Source organism: Parafrankia elaeagni (assembly GCF_000374165.1).
Classification (GTDB): domain Bacteria; phylum Actinomycetota; class Actinomycetes; order Frankiales; family Frankiaceae; genus Parafrankia; species Parafrankia elaeagni.
Genome location: NZ_KB893739.1, coordinates 171,778 through 188,709, shown reverse-complemented (window position 1 = coordinate 188,709; position 16,932 = coordinate 171,778). Strand labels below are relative to the sequence as shown.

Below are 16,932 nucleotides of genomic sequence, written 5' to 3'. Positions count from 1 at the left end.
AGGAAAGGGTGCGCGAACTTCCCATGTCCATTTCCGTGCCAGCGTCCGAGTCCGCCACGAGGTCCCGGCACTCCATTCCCGCGCAGGCTGTCGGCGGCACCGCCCCCAGGCGCGCCGCCGCGGGCACCGAGGCCCACGGCAGCGGGGATCCGTTGGTCGGAACCCTGCATCGGGCCGTTGACCACCTGCTTTCCCGCCAGGACGAGGCGGGCTGGTGGAAGTTCGACCTGGAAAGCAACACCACGATGGACGCCGAGGACCTGCTGTTGCGCGAGTTCCTCGGTATCCGCACGGAGTCGGTCACCGACGCCTCAGCCCGTTTCATCCGTTCCCGTCAGCTGCCGGACGGCACGTGGCCGCAGTATTTCGGCGGCCCCGGTGAGCTTTCCATCACGGTTGAGTCCTACATAGCGCTGCGCCTGGCCGGTGACGAACCGTCCGCCCCGCATATGGAACGTTGCGCGGACTGGATTCGCCAGCACGGCGGAATTCCCGCGACGCGGGTCTTCACCCGGGTCTGGCTGGCGCTTTTCGGCTGGTGGCGCTGGGAGGATCTGCCGGTGCTGCCGCCCGAGATGCTGCTCCTGCCGGCCCGTGCGCCGCTCAGCATCTACGCGTTCGGGTCCTGGGCCCGGCAGACGATCGTTCCGCTCACGGTCGTGTTCGCGCTGCGCCCCGTGCGTCCGGCACCGTTCGACCTGGCGGAGCTCTACCTCGAGGAGGCCGCGCCCGACCGGCCGGGGACCGTTCCGACGCCGTCCACCGCGTCCTCCACCGCGTCCTCCACCGCGTCCTCCACCCCGTCATCCACCACGCCGACCCGGGCGCGGATCGGGAGAATCGGCTGGAAGGACGTCTTCCGCTGGGTCGACGCCGGGCTGCACCGCTACCACCACCGGCCGATCGGCCCGCTGCGCCGGCACGCGTTGCGGACAGCCGAACGCTGGATCATCGAGCGCCAGGAGGCGGACGGCTGCTTCGGGGGAATCCAGCCGCCGGCCGTGTACTCGATCATCGCGCTGCGGCTGCTCGGCTATGACCTGACACACCCGGTGCTGGCGGCCGCGCTCGACGCGCTGGAGGCCTACACGGTCACCCTGCCCGACGGCGCGCGGATGGTCGAGGCCTCGCAGTCCCCGGTCTGGGACACGGCGCTGGCCGTGAACGCGCTCGCGGAGGCGGGCGCCGTGGCGGGGATCGGGGCGGACGACCCGGCCCTGCTCCGCTCGGTCGACTGGCTGCTCGGCCAGGAGATCCGGGAGCGGCGCGGCGACTGGCGGGTCAACCACCCGGATCTGCCCGCGGGCGGCTGGGCGTTCGAGTTCGAGAACGACACCTACCCGGACACCGACGACACGGCCGAGGTGCTCCTCGCCCTGCGCCGGGTGAGCCATCCCGAGCCGGAGCGGGTCGAGGCCGCCGCCGACCGCACCGTGGCCTGGCTGTTCGGTCTGCAGTCCGGCGACGGGGGCTGGGGGGCCTACGACTCGGACAACACCGGCACGCTCGTCTACCAGATCCCGTTCGGTGACTTCGGCGCGCTGACCGATCCGCCGTCGGCGGATGTGACCGCGCACATCGTCGAGGCCCTCGCCGACCTGGGCCTCGCCGACGACCCCCGGACCCAGCGTGGGGTGGCCTGGCTGCTGGATCACCAGGAAGCGGGTGGGTCGTGGTTCGGCCGCTGGGGGGTGAACCACCTTTACGGCACCGGTGCGGTGCTGCCCGCGCTGGTCGCCGCCGGTGTGGCCCCGGCCCACCCGGCCGTGCGCCGGGGGGCGCGATGGCTGCTGTCCCACCAGAACCCCGACGGCGGCTGGGGCGAGGACCTGCTGTCCTATGGTGATCCGGAGTGGGTCGGCCGGGGGACGTCCACCGCCTCGCAGACGGCGTGGGCGATGCTCGGGCTCCTCGCGGCGGAACCGGGTGCCGAGATCTCCGCGGCACTCGGCCGGGCGGCCGGCTGGCTCTCCGACCGGCAGCGGCCGGACGGCAGCTGGGACGAGGACGAGTTCACCGGCACCGGCTTCCCGGGGGACTTCTACCTCAACTACAACGGCTACCGGCTGCTCTGGCCGGTTCTCGCCCTCGGCCGTTACCTGCGCACGAGCCGGTAGGGGCCCCAGGGCCCGGATCTACCGCGGTGCCTCCCGGGGGGCGGGCAGGTCGCCGGCGGGGGCGGCGCCGGCCGCCACGTCGAACGGAATGCTGGTGGGGACAGCGAAGGCCATCGGGCCCACGGTGAAGTGCCGCAGGTCGTTGTCGGTGGCGTAGGTCGCCGCGGCGCTGCGGTCCGGAAACGGTGCGACCACCCGGCGGACCGTGCGCCGGCCCGCTCCCTCGAACTGCACCACGGCGAAGAGCATCTCGGACTCCGGCATCATGCGATCATGAAAGCGCATCCCGATGGCCGGGAGAACGTGCCAGGTCGTGTGCTGTCAGTGGTCCGCTGTGTACGTGCAGCAGGACGTCCCGCGCTTCGCGCATGTGCGTCGGGTGTGTGCAACCCGGAGTGATGTCCGGGTGACCGGAGTGATGTCCGGGTGAAGTGTGGTGTCCGGCTGATGTCAGTACACGAGTGCCTGGGCGCCGTCGGCTAGTGCCTCGCTGACGAACACCGCCGCACCGGCGATGCGCACGCCCTCGATCACGTCGTCCGGGCCGATCGAGCGCCGCGCGGCGCACTGCGTGCAGAGCGTGACCCGGCCGCCGGCCAGGACGGCGTCGAGCAGGTCGGTGAGCGGGGCCGACTCCGGCAGCGTGAACTCGGCGGCCCGGCCGGGGAGAGCGAACCAGGCGGATTCGCCGGTGAGCCACAGGGAGACGTCCACCCCCGAGGCCACGGCGATGGAGGCCACGGTGAAGGCCTGGGAGCAGCGCTCCGGGGCGTCGGAGCCGGCGGTCACCTTGACGACAAGCGATCGTGTCACGCGCCCAGTGTGCCCGTCCCACGCGCGTCGTGCGGCCGGGCCCACCCGCGACGGACCTGCCCGGCCGGGCACTTCCGGGACGGTGGCGGCAGAACGCGGCCGTGGTCGTCCTAGGCTGTGCTCCGTGCTGCACTACTTCATGAGCGGCCTGCTGGTGGCAATGGCGATGCTCATCGCCTGGTTCTCCGGCTACGCGGTCTACAAGTTGTACGGGGGCCGGCGCTGAGCCGGCGGGCGAGGAGCGGAGCACCGATGGGAACGGACCGGAGCGGCGACACGGGCACGGTTGCGGCGGCGCCCCCGCCCGACCTGCACGCGAGCCTGCTGCCGCTGGCTTTCCTGGTCGGCACCTGGCGTGGCGAGGGCGTCGGAGGCTACGAGGGCCTGGAGTCGTTCCGCTACGGGCAGGAGATCACCTTCGCCGCCGACGGGCGTCCGGCGCTGGGCTACGTGTCGCACACCTGGTGGGCCGACGAGCCGCGGGACGGGCGCGAGCCGGGCAGCCCGCTCGCCACCGAGACCGGGTTCTGGCGGGTGCAGCCGCCGTCCGGCGATCCCGGACCGGACGGCGGCGCCGATCGCCGCCCGGTCGTCGAGGTGACGCTGGCGCACCCGTTCGGCATCGCCGAGCTCTATGTCGGAACGGTCGCCGGCACCCGGATCGACCTTGACTCGAACGTCCTGATCAGGACGGCCACCGCTCGGGAGGTCACCCGGTCGGTACGGCTGTACGGCCTGGTCGAGGGTGGTGACCTGGCCTACGCGATCGACATGGAGGCCGGCGGCAGGCCGCTGCAGTCGCACCTGTCGGCCCGCCTGCAGCGGGTCAAGGGCTGAGCGCGGCCCGGACTCAGGTGGGGCGGGCGGCGCTGCCCGCGTCGGCGGCGAGCTTGGCCCGCCACGCCCGCTCACGCTCGATGGCGCCGGCGAAGCCGAGCGCGATGGCCGGGTCGAAGTTGTCGTCGGCGTACGAGCCGACGCAGCCCAGCAGCCGGTCGATCTCCTCGGCGCTGACCGCCGTGAGCGGGACCTGCCCGGTCAGGAAGATGTCGCCCACCCGGTCGATGGAGAAGTGCACTCCGTAGGTGCGCGCGTTGCGGCCCAGCAGGAAGCCGTAGGTGCCGGCGGCGTTCTCCGCCGGGGCCCGCATGAAGAACGCCTCCACGAGCAGGGTGTGGTCCTGCACCACCAGCCAGGTCATGGTGCGCAGCTTGTGCTCGCCCTCCAGGGCCACCAGGAAGGCACCGGTGTCGGCGTGCTCGTAGGACACGCCGAGATCGTCCAGCGCGGCCCTGATCACGTCGTCGAGCCGGGTACGTTCGGAAACGTCTATGGGTGCCGTCATGGGCAGGGATCTCCCCGGATGCGGTGCGGGTCAAGCCGGCGGGTGGCGGGCAGCGGGCGGTGGGGCCGGCGGCCCCATCGCTGACGTTAGCCGGCCAGCGCCCTCGGCACAGCCGTGGCCGCCGCCTGGTAGCTCGCGAGGACGCCCCGGGCGGTGGCGCTCCAACCGAAACCGGCGGCCCGTGCCCGGGCACCGGCTGACAGGTGCCGCCGCCACCGCTCCTCGGTGAGGATGCGTTCCAGCGCGTCGGCGTAGTCCGCCGGGTTCCAGCCGTGGACGAGGACACCGGACGTCCCGTGCTCGACGGCGGTGCACAGCCCGCCGACAGCGGCGGCGACAACCGGGGTGCCGCAAGCCTGAGCCTCCACCGCGACCAGGCCGAAGCTCTCGCTGTGGCTGGGCACGACGACCGCGGTGGCCGCCCGGTACCAGTCGGCGAGCTGCTCCTGCGGGACCGGGGGCTGGAAGTGGACGATGTCGGCGATGCCGAGTTCCGCGGCGAGCTTGACCAGGGAGTCGGGGCGTTCGAGGCCGGAGCCGCTGGGCCCGCCCACGACGACGACCGCGAGCCGCCCGCGGCGGCGCGGGTCGCGGCGGACGAGGTCGGCCGCGGCGGCGAGCAGGACGTCCGGTGCCTTCAGCGGCTGGATCCGCCCGACGAACAGCAGGATCTGGGTGTCGGGGTCGAAACCCAGCCGCGCGCGGGCGGCCCGCGCTCCACCGTCCGGCTCGCGGTCGGGCCCGCCGTCCGACGAGCCCCTGTCGTCTCCGCCGGGCGGCCGGGGCCCGTCGGGGCGGAAGACGTCCAGGTCGACGCCGGGGGCGACGACGTCCACCTGGCTCGGCGCGGCGCCGTAGAGATCGGTCAGGTGCCGGCGCTCGGTCTGCGTCGAGGCGATGAGGCGGCTGGCGCTGTCGATCACCGCCTGCTCGCCGCGAAGCCGCAGGTCGGGTTCCGGGCGGTCGCCGTCCGCGAGCGAGGCGTTCTTGACCTTCGCCAGGGTGTGCGAGGTGTGCACCAGCGGGACGCCCCACCGCCGGGCCACCGAACGGCCGACCTGCCCGGAAAGCCAGTAGTGCGAGTGGACGACGTCGAACCAGCCGGCCTCGTACCCGGCCTCGGTGCGCAGGACGTCCGCCGTGAACGCGCACAGCCAGGCGGGGAGCTCGGCGCGGCCGATGTCCTCGTACGGGCCGGCCGGGACGTGGCGTACCGTCACACCAGGAACGATCTCCGCGGTGGGTGGGAGACGGCTGCTCACGGCACGGGTGAACACCTCGACCTCGGTACCGAGAGCGGCGAGCTGGCGCGCGAGTTCGATGATGTAGACGTTCATTCCGCCCGCATCACCGGTTCCCGGCTGTTCCAGCGGTGACGTGTGCATCGAGAGCATCGCCACCCGCGACGGCCTCCTCGGCCGGACGCCCTCACCACGGGCCGGCGGCATGCCATCGACCAGGTGCACCAACCACCTCCAGAACGGGACCGACGCGACAGACCAATATGAACCGGACGTGACAGTCGTCGCCAACGTCGACAACGTCGGGCGGTGTCCGTCCTATGCCCGCCCGGCACACTCGACACCAGCTGTTTGTGCCCGCGCCGAGTGGGTGCCATTCCGACCGACCCTGCGTGACCAGGGGATTCGCGGCCGGTGTTTTGCGGAGGGTGTGAGCGGAGTGACAGTGGCGCGGCGTCGACCCCGCCTTGCCGCCGGCCGGGCGCGGGCGCTGGGGGTGCCCACCAGGGGCACCACGGCACCCAACCGGCTGCGGCGGGTCGACCGGTGGCTGGCCGCCGCAGCCTGGTCGCCGCTGCGCCGCGCCGCCGACCCGCTGGTCGTGGACGTCGGCTTCGGGGCATCACCGGTCACCACGGTCGAGATGTACGAACGGCTGCGCCCGGTGCGGCCCGACGTGCGGGTCGTCGGCCTCGAGCTCGCCCCCGAACGGGTCGTCGTCGCGCAGGCTGCCGCCCGCCCGCCCGGGCTGCTGTTCGCCCTCGGCGGGTTCGAGCTGGCCGGGCACCGCCCGGTCGTGATCCGGGCGATGAACGTGCTGCGTCAGTACGACGAGCGGGCTGTGGGATCGGCCTGGGCGGCCATGGCGGGACGGCTGTCGACCGGCGGGATGCTGGTCGAGGGCACCTGCGACGAGATCGGCCGCCGGGCCTGCTGGTTCGCCCTCGGGGCGGGCGGGGTCCCGGCGACCCTGACGTTCTCGGCGCACCTGCCGAGCCTGCTCCGCCCCTCCGACCTGGCGCCGCGGCTGCCCAAGGCGCTGATCGCCCGCAACGTGCCCGGTGAGGACGTCCACGCGCTGCTCGCCGCGTTCGACCTGGCCTGGGAGCGAGCGGCACCGCGGGGGACGTTCGGACCGCGCCAGCGCTGGATCGCCGCCGCCGCGCTGCTGCGGCGGGAGGGTTGGCCCGTCCTCGACGGCCCGCGCCGGTGGCGGCTGGGGGAGCTCACCGTCGCCTGGCCACCAGGGCCTCGGTGAAGACGTCCAGCATGCGCCGGTCGAACAGGACGAACCTGGCCTCCGTGACGGCGGTGGTGGTGGTCAGGACGGCGTCGAGCGCGAGGTCGGCGGCGTCGCGGGCCGGCCAGCCGTAGACGCCGGCGCTGACCGCGGGCAGGGCGAGGCTTCGGGCACCCAGCTCGTCCGCCACCGCGAGGGCCCGCGTGTAGCACGAGCGGAGCAGCCCGGACCGGCCCTCCCCGGTGGTGTACACCGGACCGACGACGTGGATCACGTGGCGGGCCCGCAGGCGCCCGGCCGTGGTGGCGACCGCCTCGCCGGTCGGCAGGCCACCGGGGAGCGTGGTGGCGCGCAGTTCGCGGCAGGCCGCGAGGATCTCCGGACCACCGGCGGCGTGGATCGCGCCGTCGACCCCGCCCCCGCTGAGCAGCGACGAGTTCGCGGCGTTGACGACGGCGTCCACCTCCTGGTCGGTGATGTCACCCTGGACGAGCCGGACGGTGATCATGCGGCCACTGTACCGAGGGGCCCGCGGGGCGCGTGGCCGTTCGGCCTGGCCTGCCGGCCTGGCCTGTCGGTGTGGCCTGTCGGTCGGTGTGGCCTGTCGGTTTGCCAGCGGTCAGCTGTCTGCGATGCGATGGGGGACGTGGCAGAACTTGTCGTGCTCGGGTTCGGCAGCAGGAACCAGGCGGAGCGGGTCCGGCAGCTGGGCCGCAGGCTGTCGCGGGCGGGCATGATCGAGCTCGCGGACGAGGCCGTCGCCTGGCGCGACGAGGCGGGCCGGGTCCGGGTGCGGCATCCGGCCAGCCGGTTGAGACCCGCGGCCGTCAGCGGAGCGGTCTGTGGCGCCGCGGTCGGCGCCGCCTTCCTGGCGCCGGTGGCGGGCCTGCTGGTCGGCGCGGCGGGCGGCGCCGTCACCGGCCGCCTGGTCGCGGGCGAGACGATGGACACCGCCATGGTGCGGCGCGTCGCTGGATGTCTGCAGCCCGGTCGTGCCGCCGTCTTCGTCCTGGTCAGCGGGTCACAGCCGGGTGTCGTCGAAGCCCTGCGGCACTACCAGCCGATGGTGATCAGAACCTCGATGCCCCGGGACCGTGAGGAGGCGCTGATCCGCGCGCTGCGCGGCCAGGAACTCCGGACCGAGCGCGGACCCGAAGCCGAGCGCCGGACCGAGGCCGAGCGTCGAGCCGGGACCCCGGGACCCCGGGACCCCGGGAGCCAGACCGCCGCGGGAGTCAGGCGAGCGGGCGGCGGGTGGGGGCGATCTTGTCGAGGACGCTGAGGTCGTCCGGGCGCGGCTGCCACTGACCGGCGGCCGCGTTCGCCCGCACCTGCGCCGCGCTCGTCGCGCCGGCGATCACCGAGGCCACCGCGGGCTGGGCGGCGAGCCCGCCGATCGCGACGTCGAGCAGTGAGCGGTCCCGCTCCCGGGCGAAGGTCTCGAGCGTCTCGATCCGGTCGAACAGCTCGTCGGTGAGCTCGTCCTGCCGTCCGGCGAGCCGCGTGCCGGGCGGGGGGACCTCGTCGCGCTGGTACTTGCCGCTCAGGACACCGTTGGCCAGCGGGAAGTACGGGATCACCCCGATGCCGTACTTGAGCGTGGCGGGGACGAGCTCGGCCTCGACGTCCCGGGTGAGCAGGTTGTAGTGGTTCTGGGCCGAGATGAAGCGGGTCGTCCCGGACGCGCGGGCGGTCCACTCGGCGTCCGACACCTGCCAGGCGTCGAGGTTGCACGAGCCGACGTAGCGGACCTTGCCCTCCTGGACGAGCTCGCCGAGCGCCTCCAGCGTCTCCTCGATCGGGGTGAACGCGTCGAGGTTGTGTAGCTGGTAGAGATCGAGGTAGTCGGTCTGCAGGCGGCTGAGCGACCCCTCGACGGCCTTGCGGATGTAGCGGCGCGAGGCGCGCGCGTTGAAGTCCTGGCCGTACATGCCGCCCATGTCGTTACCCACCTTGGTGGCGAGGACGACCTCGTCGCGGCGGCCGCGCAGCACATGCCCCAGCAGGGTCTCCGAGCCGCCCTTGTTCCCGTAGGTGTCGGCGGTGTCGAAGAAGTTGATGCCGGCGTCCAGGGCGGCGTCGACGACGGAGCGGGTACCGGCCAGGTCCACCCGCGAGCCGAAGTTGTTGCAGCCGAGCCCGACGACGGAGACCATCAGACCCGAAGATCCCAGGGGGCGATAACGCATGCCCTGATAACAACACGCGCGTCGCGGGCCGGTTCCTGCCAGGGGCCCGGCCCGCGACGCGCGGAGTCGGCGCGTTGTTTCGTTGTCGCTCCGTCGTCAGCGGGGTGTTGTCGCGTCGCTGACGGCGCGGGCGGTGGCACTGGCCGCCTTGCGGGTCGAGGTGCGCGCGGCCCGCGTCTTGCTGGTCGCGGTGCGCGTCTGCTTCACGGCCTCCTCCGTCGCCGGGCTGCGCCGGATGCCCGCCACCCGCTTCTCCCCGCGGCTCGCGAAGGAGTTGTACAGGTCGGTCGCGCGGCCCTGCAGATCCGAGATCTGCGAGCCCACCGTGACCGGCAGCGCGAGAACTGCCGAGCTGACCTGGACGGGGACCCGTGCGGCCTGCGCCGGGATCTGGCTGACCCGGTCCGAGATGCGGCGGACCTCCGTCCCGTAGGCCGCGGGGATCGTCAGGAGCTTCTCGACCGCGAGGTCGGCGGCGCCCACGGAGGCGTACAGCGGCTTGCGGACGTCGGACGTGGACGCGGCTTCGCTCTTCGCCTTCGCGCTGGTTCGGGCGGTGGCCATGTGATCTCCTAGTGATCTCCGGTGGTTGTGGCGGTGTTGGGTCAGGTGGTGCCGTCGTCGGCGGACGGTGGCTGCGCCGGCGCGGCCGGCCCTGCCGTGCCGTCGCCGGGCTCCGTGGCGGCCTTCGTACCGCTGCTACGCGGCGCCCGGCGCCCGTCCCCCGACTTGCGGGCGGTGCGCCTGGGCGCGGCGGTCGTGCCGCCTCCGCCCGCGGTCGCCCCGGCTGTGCCGTTGGGCGTTCCGCCGGTGCTGGTGGACGTGGTCCTCGACGGTGAACGCGTGGACCTGGTGGCACGCCGGGTGCCGGTGGCCCGCGGCCGCGCACCCGCCCCGCCCGGGGAACCCGCGGCGGCGGCTGGGGCAGTCGGGGCGGTGGTGACATCGGGAACCGCATCCGCCTCGGCGGCGGGCTCCGCGGCAGTGGCGGGCTCCGCAGCAGCGGGAGGTTCCGTGGCAGCGGGAGGTTCCGCGTCGATGACGGGATGCTCGTCGGCGTGCCCGGCGTCGGTGCCCGCGGGCCGCATCGCGGCCGGGCGTGCCGACAAGCCCGCTCCGGCGAGCGCGTTCTCCCGGCGGAAGGCGTCGTAGATGTCGACGATGACCTGCTTCTGACGCTCGGTCAGGGTGTCGTCGGCGTGGACGGCGGCGAGGAGGTCCTCGCCGCCCTCACGTTCCTCCAGAATGCCGGCCTGCACGTAGAGGACCTCCGCGGAGATCCGCAGCGCCTTCGCGATCTGCTGGAGGATCTCGGCCGACGGCCGGCGCAGCCCGCGCTCGATCTGGCTCAGGTACGGGTTGCTCACCCCGGCCTGCCGGGCGAGCTGACGCAGCGAGATCTGGGCGCCGCGACGCTGCTCCCGGATGAAGTCGCCGACATCCCGCACATGAATAGCTGCCACCCGTTACCGACCTCCGCAGGTACGCCGCATCACCAGACGAACGTACGACGCAATGCTAGCTTCGGCAAGCGGGCAGTTAGCACACCGGGCGTTCCGGGCGTGCCCGGTCAGCCCTGTTTCTCGGCCTGGGCCAGCCACGCCCGCTGGGTCGCCAGCGCCGTCTCGGTCTCCGCGATCTCGCGGGCCCGCCCGTTCGACCGGGCCCGCTCCAGCTTCGTCTCCAGCTTCGCGATCGATTCCCGCAGTCGGCGCAGGAACGGCGACTCGTTGATCTCGCGCTGGTCCCAGCGGGCGTCCGAGGCCTCGCGCAGCTTGTCGCCGATCGAGCTGAGCTGACGCTCCAGGCTGTTCACGACCTCACGGGGCACGTGCCCGATGGCGTCCCACCGGCCCTGGATCTCGCGGTAGCGGCGCAGCGACCGCTCGACGTCCGCCGGGTCGAGCGCGGTGGCTTCGGCGAGCAGTTCCTCCTTGCGGGCCTGGTTCTCCCGCAGCTCCGCGTCGCGCTCGGCGTTCACGGCGTTGCGCCGGCTGAAGAAGGCGTCCTGCGCGGCACGGAAACGGGCCCACAGCTCGTCGTCGACGTCCTTCGCGGCCCGGCCGGCCGACTTCCACTCGGTCATGAGCGCCCGGTAACGCGCGGTCGTCGGGCCCCAGTCGGACGAGTCCGACAGAGTGACGGCCTCGGCGATGATCGCTTCCTTGCGCTCCCGGGAACGGGAGCGCTGGGTGTCGAGGGCGGCGAAGTGGGCGGTACGCCGGCGGGTGAACTCGTCCCGCGCCGCGGCGATCCGCCGCCACAGCGCCGAGTCGGTCCGCTTGTCGACCCCGGTGATCGCGCGGAACTCGTCGCCGATCGTGCGGAAGCGCTCGCTGGTCGCCTTCCACTCGGAGCTGCGGGTGAGCTGCTCCGCCTCGGTGACCAGCTCCTCCTTGGCAGCGACCGCGACGGCCACCCGGCGGGCGCGCTCGGCCGCCAGCTCGGTGCGGCGGGTGTCCGTCGCGGCCATGACGGCGTCGAGACGGGTGGCGAGTGCCTCCACATCACCGACGACCGCGGCCTGGGAGAGGCCCTCACGCAGTCGGCGTGCGCTGCCGGCGATGCCGGACGGGTCCACACCGCTGACGGTAAGCCGCCGTTCCAGCAGCTCGACCTCGGCGGCCAGATCGTCGTACCGGCGCCGGAAGTGGGCGAGGCCCTCCTCCGGGCCGCCCGCGCGCCAGGAGCCGACGGCCCGCTCGCCGTCAGCGGTACGCAGATACACCGTGCCGTCGGAGGAGACCCGGCCCCAGGGGGGCTGGTCGTCGCTCTCCCGGCCGGCGCTGCGCGCGCTGGGAGGCCCGCTCCCGTCGGGGCGGGGGGCAGACCCGCCAGGTCCGGTGCCCAGGCGTGCGCTGTCGTCGCGTCCGCCGTCGCTGCGGTCACTCATCGCGTTCCCGAAGATCGACATCAAGATGCCTGCCATTGTTGCAGGCATCGGCCCGGAAGGGGACCGTCCGCGGGTATCGGATCTGGTGGGAAGTCCGCGGCCCCCCGGTGGGTGCCCGGTGCGCCGATGTGGCCCGTCCGTCGGCGCGGCGCCCGGCAGCGCAGCCCACTGTCCGACGGCCTGGCTGTACCGGCCCGGCGGTGCGGGCCGGAGGGGGGCACAGTCGCGAGAAGCGTCACGTCGTCGGCACCTCGCCGGACGGTCACCAGCAATTGGTTCGGAAATGACCCGCCTGGTCACCTTTTCCCGCACCCGGTGCGTGCGTACGCGTCCCTGCGGGGCCAAGATGCGTAACCGTGGCGGAGCGTACGAGGGCCGGGCGTGACGGCTGGCGCGCAGCCGCTCTGGTGACCCCGGCTCTGGTCGGGTTGTGCGTGTTCGTCATCGGGCCGGCTGCGGTGTCGGCCTTTGTCGCGGGAACGGACAAGAAGCTCACCGGTGTCGACTTTCACTGGGTGGGCACCGCGAACCTGCGGGAGGCGCTGTCCGACCCGGATCTCGGCCGGGCCGTCCGCAACACGCTCGTCTACTGCCTGTTGACGGTCATTCCGTCCGTTGTGCTCGGCCTGCTGCTCGCGCTGGCCGCGAACAGCGTCACCCGCGGCCGGCCTGCGGTCCGCTTCGCGTTGTTCCTGCCGGCAAGCGCGAACATCGTGGCCATGGCGGTCGTCTTCCGGTACATCTTCGACGCCAGCCCGGACGGCCTGGCGAACACCCTGGTCGGAGTCGTGGGTGTCGACCCGCAGAACTGGCTGGGCGACAGTGACACGGCGCTGCCGGTCGTCGCGCTGGTCGGGGGTTGGCGGCTGACGAGCTTCGTGTTCGTGGTCTACCTCGCCGGGCTCACCGCCATCCCGCCCTCCGTCTACGAGGCGGCGGAGGTCGACGGCGTCCGCGGGCTGGCGCGGCTGCGCCACATCACGCTGCCGCTGCTGGGCCCGACGACCGTCTTCCTCGCCGTCTTCGTCACGGTTCTGACGCTGCAGACCTTCGAGACGGTCGCGGTGCTGACCGACGGCGGCCCGCTCGACTCCAGCACGACGATCATCTACTACATCTACCAGGTCGGCTTCACCGGTTCCTTCCGGATCGGCTACGCATCCATGATCGCTTTGCTGCTGCTGGTCACCGTGGTGCTCATCGGTGCCGCCGGTGCGCTGCTCGGCCGGCGCCTGCGGGTGGCCCGCGAGGACGCGGACGCGCCTGCCGGGGCAACGCCTGCCAACGAGGTGCCTGCCGGGGGAGCACCCGCGCTGGAAGGAGCCCGGCGGTGACGGGGGCGGCGGAGAGCGTGCCGCCGGTGGCCTCCGGTGGAGCCCGGGCAGGCCTGCGGCCGGCCCGGGCCCTGTCCGGGACGGTGCGTTTCGCGTTTCTCGCAGTGGGTGTCACCACGGCACTTCTGCCGTTCGTCTGGATGCTGCGCACGGCCCTCGGGCCGCCGCAGAACGCGCTCGGGATGTCGGCCAGCCCGCTCCCCTCCTCGGTGAGCTTCCAGGCCTTCGAAAGCGCCTGGCGGGCGGCCGATCTCGGGCCGGCGCTGCTGACCGGTGTGGCTGTCAGTCTCGCGATCCTGGCGCTCCAGCTGCTCACGGCGATCCCGGCGGCCTACGCGTTCGCCTGGGTGCCGTTCCGCGGGCGGTCGGTGCTCTTCGGGGTGGTGCTTGCCACGCTGCTCGTCCCGCCGCAGGTCACGGCGGTGCCGAACTACGTGACGATCTCGGCGCTCGGGCTTGCCGACACCCGCGTCGGCCTGGTGCTGCCGTTCATGACCCACGCGGCGATGATCTTTCTGCTGCGTCAGTACATGACCACGATCCCGGCGTCGGTGCTGGAGGCGGCGCGGATGGACGGTCTCGGGACGCCGCGCACCCTGCGCCGGGTCGTCGTCCCGCTGTGCGCCCCGGCGATCGCGACCGTGAGCGTGTTCAGCTTCCTGCTCTCGTTCAACGAGTACCTGTGGCCGCTGCTCGTGGCGCGGTCGCCGGACATCGCCACCCCGCCGCTCGCCCTGGCCGGGCTGACCAGCAGGAGCTCCGCCCTGCCCGACTTCGCCCAGCTCGCCGCGGGATCACTCATCATCAGCCTGCCGACCCTGCTCGTGTTCATCGTGGCCCAGCGCCGGCTGGCAGCCGGCATCTCGGGCACCGGTCAGGGGGACTGACGGGACGATGAGTGAGTGCGCAGGTCCGGTCTGTCGGGAGGAAAAACCGTGATCCGTATCCGGTGGGCAGTGTCCGTCCGGCAGGCAGTGTCCGCCCGGCGGGCAGTGTCCGTCCGGCGGGCAGTGCCCGCGGCCCTCGCGGCAGCCCTGGTCACCCTGGCAGGGTGCAGTGGGGGCGGTTCGACGCCCGACCCGTCCGAGAGCCTGCGCCCGACCGCCCGGCCGGCCACCGCCGGTGTCGACGACGTCGCCGGGGCGATGGCCTCGCCCCGGTGCGCCGCCCAGGTGAAGACACTGCGGATGTACGCGGTGGCGAATCTGAACGACGTGGCCCGGTCCGGCAAGGCCTACCTGGAGAAGGCGCATCCCGGCCTCAGCGTGGAGATCGTCGCCACCGCGCCCACCTACACGGCGCTGGTCCAGCAGCTGAGTGCGGACCGGTCCGCCGGCCAGCAGGCCGACGTCGCCGTCGCCGGCTTCGACGTGCTGCCGACCTTCGCCACCCAGCTCGGCGCCCAGGAGCTGTCCCCGCGCCTGCTGCGGGCGTCCTACGACCAGCGGATGACACCGCTCGGCCAGGTCGGCGGGCGTCAGATCGGCATCCCCCAGCAGGTCTCGACGCTCGCGCTCGCCTACAACCTCGACGTCCTGGAGGCGGCCGGGGTCGACCCGGCGACGCTGACCACGACCGACGGTGTGATCGCCGCGGCGGAGAAGATCCGCGCCTCCGGGCAGGACATCCAGCCGATCGACATTCCGACCGGCCAGGGGTTCGCGCAGTGGGCGCTGAACAACCTCGCCTCGTCGGGGGGCGCGCCCCTCCAGGACGACGCCGGCCGGCCGCGGCTGAACACCCCGCAGGCCCGGGCTGCCGCGCAGTTCCTGGCTCGGGTCGCGAGCTTCGGGCCACAGTCGGACAACCCGACCAGCCAGGGGCTGCCCCGGTTCGGGATCCGCAAGGAGACCGCGATGACGATGGTGACGGTGGCGACGCTCGCCGGCGGCCTGCGGTTCATCCAGGACCAGGGCGAGAGCGGGTTCCGTGCCGGTGCGGTGCCGTTCCCCACCCTGGCGGGCGGCACCCAGGCGCCGGTCGCCGGCGGGAACGCGCTGACCGTGCTCGCCGAGGACCAGTGCCAGCGGGAGATGGCGACCGAGCTGGTCGTCTCCCTGCTGGCACCGGACGTCATCGTGGCGAGCACCGAATCGCTGAGCTACCTGCCCGTCGACACCGAGGCGTTGGCCCGACTGGAGCCGCTGTACCGGCAGTACCCTCAGCTCCGGGCGTTCAACGACCTCGCACCGTCGCTGGTGGCGCCCCCCTCCTGGGGCGGCGCGCGTGGCGGCGAGCTGCCGCAGGCCATGTCCGACCAGGTGGTGCGGATCATGGGTGGCGCTGACATCGACCAGACCCTGGCCGCGGCCCAGGCCGAGGCGGAGGCACTGACCCGATGAGCTCCGATGACGGGCGTGGCCCGATGACGGGCGTGGCCCGGTGACGGCGGGCGAGGTCACCGCGGTCGCGGGGGCGCGGATCGAGGCCGTGGGCATCGGGCGGACCTTCGGCCCGGTGCACGCCCTCGCCGGGGTCGATCTCACCATCGCCGCGGGCGAGATCGTCGCGCTGCTGGGGCCGTCCGGTTCGGGAAAGTCGACGCTGCTGCGCATCGTCGCCGGCCTCGACCAGCCGACCGCCGGCGACCTGCGGTTCGACGATCGCAGCCAGGTGGGCGTCCCACCGCACCGGCGGGACGTCTCCATGGTCTTCCAGCACTTCGCCCTCTACCCGCACCTGTCCGCGACGGACAACCTGGTGCTGGCCCTGCGGTACGGGCGCGGGATGTCCCGGGCGGACGCGCGCGACCGCGCCGCCGAGACCCTGCGGATGCTCGGCATCGCCGACCTGGCCCGGCGGCGGCCGGCCCAGATGTCCGGCGGGCAGCGCCAGCGGGTGGCCATCGGCCGGGCGATCGCGACCCGCGCCCGGGTCGTGCTCCTCGACGAGCCGATGTCCGGGCTGGACGCGAAGCTGCGGGTCGAGCTGCGGGTGGAGATCGTCGACCTGCTCCGCCGGCTCGGCACCACCGCGGTGTTCGTGACGCACGACCAGGCCGAGGCGATGGCGGTCGGCGACCGGGTCGCCGTCATGAACCACGGGGCCATCGAACAGATCGGGACCCCGGACGCGATCTACGACCTGCCGGCGACCCGCTTCGTGGCGACCTTCGTCGGCAGCCCGCCGATGAACGTCTTCGAGGGCGTCTGGTCGGACGGCCGGCTGCGCGGCCCCGGCTTCGCCGCCCCGGCGCCGGCCACCGCCACCGCCGTCGGTGTCCGGCCGGAGCACCTGCGCCTCGTCCGTGGCACGGGCGGCTCCTCCGCGGGCGGCGAGTTCAGCCTGCAGGGGCACGTGGTCGTCGCCGAGCGCCTCGGGGCCGAGCGGACCATGTACGTGCGAACGGCCGCGGGAATGATCGGCGTCCGGGTGGACGCGGCCGTCCCGGTGGTGCCCGACGAACCGGTGACGGTGACGGCGCCCGCGACGGCGCTGCTCTGCTTCGGCCCGGACGGCCGGGCGCTCACTGTCCCGCGGGCCCGCCAGCCCTCCTGACCGCAGGCCCGGCGTCCGGTCTCGGTCCGGAGGTGTGCTGTTGGCTTCGGCGTCTGCTCATGGGCGCAGCGATGGACCTTGGTCCCTGGTCGGGCGTGCCTCCGATGGTGAATGCTCATTCCAGGGCATTCGCGGCGTAACCCGGACGGGGTTCCCGCTGGCGGTCTGCGTCGGCCGACCGCGTGACACTGCCGGGCTTGCCCCTTCCTGTGCCGCATCTGGCTTCTGCGGGGCAATGCCGGGGATGGTCGCACGCGCGTAG

Annotated in this window: 17 protein-coding genes; 8 read left to right on the top strand and 9 right to left on the bottom strand. The window is 73.2% G+C overall.

What is annotated here, in order from left to right; all coding sequences use genetic code 11:
- Positions 1-23 precede the first annotated feature (23 nt).
- On the top strand, positions 24-2,117 hold the full coding sequence (shc, locus tag B207_RS34805) for a squalene--hopene cyclase (RefSeq protein ID WP_018638586.1): 2,094 nt from the start codon (positions 24-26) through the stop codon (positions 2,115-2,117).
- Between the two features lie 18 nt (positions 2,118-2,135).
- On the opposite strand, the gene B207_RS0121100 is transcribed toward shc, so the two are convergent.
- Complete coding sequence (locus B207_RS0121100) at positions 2,136-2,384, bottom strand: hypothetical protein (protein ID WP_018638585.1); 249 nt, start codon at positions 2,382-2,384, stop codon at positions 2,136-2,138.
- A 183-nt stretch (positions 2,385-2,567) separates the two neighbouring features.
- Positions 2,568-2,930 (bottom strand): DsrE family protein, encoded by a 363-nt coding sequence (locus B207_RS0121095; RefSeq protein WP_018638584.1) that lies wholly within the window; start codon positions 2,928-2,930, stop codon positions 2,568-2,570.
- Between the two features lie 252 nt (positions 2,931-3,182).
- On the opposite strand from B207_RS0121095, the gene B207_RS0121085 reads away from it, so the two are divergent.
- Positions 3,183-3,767 (top strand): nitrobindin family protein, encoded by a 585-nt coding sequence (locus tag B207_RS0121085; protein ID WP_018638582.1) that lies wholly within the window; start codon positions 3,183-3,185, stop codon positions 3,765-3,767.
- Positions 3,768-3,780: 13 nt separating this feature from the next.
- Here the strand turns inward: B207_RS0121085 and B207_RS0121080 are convergent, their stop codons facing one another.
- Together B207_RS0121080 and B207_RS0121075 are read right to left on the bottom strand one after the other, a co-directional pair.
- Entirely contained in the window at positions 3,781-4,275 is a 495-nt protein-coding gene (locus B207_RS0121080) for a type III secretion system chaperone family protein (protein WP_018638581.1), read from the bottom strand.
- Between the two features lie 86 nt (positions 4,276-4,361).
- Positions 4,362-5,741: a glycosyltransferase gene (locus B207_RS0121075; RefSeq protein ID WP_026311283.1), complete on the bottom strand. Its 1,380-nt coding sequence runs from the start codon at positions 5,739-5,741 to the stop codon at positions 4,362-4,364.
- A gap of 214 nt (positions 5,742-5,955) precedes the next feature.
- Between B207_RS0121075 and B207_RS0121070 the strand changes: the two genes are divergently transcribed.
- Complete coding sequence (locus tag B207_RS0121070) at positions 5,956-6,774, top strand: class I SAM-dependent methyltransferase (RefSeq protein ID WP_154675522.1); 819 nt, start codon at positions 5,956-5,958, stop codon at positions 6,772-6,774.
- On the opposite strand, the gene B207_RS0121065 is transcribed toward B207_RS0121070, so the two are convergent.
- Positions 6,743-7,264: an O-acetyl-ADP-ribose deacetylase gene (locus B207_RS0121065; RefSeq protein WP_018638578.1), complete on the bottom strand. Its 522-nt coding sequence runs from the start codon at positions 7,262-7,264 to the stop codon at positions 6,743-6,745. The genes B207_RS0121070 and B207_RS0121065 overlap by 32 nt on opposite strands.
- A gap of 129 nt (positions 7,265-7,393) precedes the next feature.
- Between B207_RS0121065 and B207_RS34800 the strand changes: the two genes are divergently transcribed.
- Entirely contained in the window at positions 7,394-8,038 is a 645-nt protein-coding gene (locus B207_RS34800) for a DUF1269 domain-containing protein (protein ID WP_018638577.1), read from the top strand.
- On the opposite strand, the gene B207_RS0121055 is transcribed toward B207_RS34800, so the two are convergent.
- The 4 genes from B207_RS0121055 to B207_RS0121040 form a co-directional block, all read right to left on the bottom strand.
- Positions 7,992-8,912 (bottom strand): aldo/keto reductase, encoded by a 921-nt coding sequence (locus tag B207_RS0121055; RefSeq protein WP_018638576.1) that lies wholly within the window; start codon positions 8,910-8,912, stop codon positions 7,992-7,994. The two genes, B207_RS34800 and B207_RS0121055, sit on opposite strands and share 47 nt — an antisense overlap.
- Before the next feature lie 129 nt (positions 8,913-9,041).
- On the bottom strand, positions 9,042-9,509 hold the full coding sequence (locus B207_RS0121050) for a hypothetical protein (RefSeq protein ID WP_018638575.1): 468 nt from the start codon (positions 9,507-9,509) through the stop codon (positions 9,042-9,044).
- Between the two features lie 41 nt (positions 9,510-9,550).
- Positions 9,551-10,408 (bottom strand): helix-turn-helix domain-containing protein, encoded by an 858-nt coding sequence (locus B207_RS42595; protein ID WP_154675510.1) that lies wholly within the window; start codon positions 10,406-10,408, stop codon positions 9,551-9,553.
- 107 nt (positions 10,409-10,515) lie between these two features.
- Positions 10,516-11,874, bottom strand: a complete 1,359-nt coding sequence (locus B207_RS0121040) for a DUF349 domain-containing protein (RefSeq protein ID WP_018638573.1) — start codon at positions 11,872-11,874, stop codon at positions 10,516-10,518.
- Positions 11,875-12,194: 320 nt separating this feature from the next.
- Here B207_RS0121040 and B207_RS34790 point away from each other — a divergent pair, with 320 nt between their 5' ends.
- The 4 genes from B207_RS34790 (at position 12,195) to B207_RS0121020 (ending at position 16,670) form a co-directional block, all read left to right on the top strand.
- Positions 12,195-13,172 carry a carbohydrate ABC transporter permease gene (locus tag B207_RS34790; protein WP_051102600.1) on the top strand — a complete coding sequence of 326 codons (978 nt, stop codon included), beginning with the start codon at positions 12,195-12,197 and terminating at the stop codon, positions 13,170-13,172.
- Positions 13,169-14,059: a carbohydrate ABC transporter permease gene (locus B207_RS0121030; protein ID WP_018638571.1), complete on the top strand. Its 891-nt coding sequence runs from the start codon at positions 13,169-13,171 to the stop codon at positions 14,057-14,059. Before B207_RS34790 ends, B207_RS0121030 begins: the two co-directional genes overlap by 4 nt.
- A gap of 105 nt (positions 14,060-14,164) precedes the next feature.
- Positions 14,165-15,514 carry an extracellular solute-binding protein gene (locus B207_RS0121025; protein WP_026311281.1) on the top strand — a complete coding sequence of 450 codons (1,350 nt, stop codon included), beginning with the start codon at positions 14,165-14,167 and terminating at the stop codon, positions 15,512-15,514.
- A gap of 40 nt (positions 15,515-15,554) precedes the next feature.
- Positions 15,555-16,670, top strand: a complete 1,116-nt coding sequence (locus B207_RS0121020) for an ABC transporter ATP-binding protein (RefSeq protein WP_018638569.1) — start codon at positions 15,555-15,557, stop codon at positions 16,668-16,670.
- Positions 16,671-16,932 lie beyond the last annotated feature (262 nt).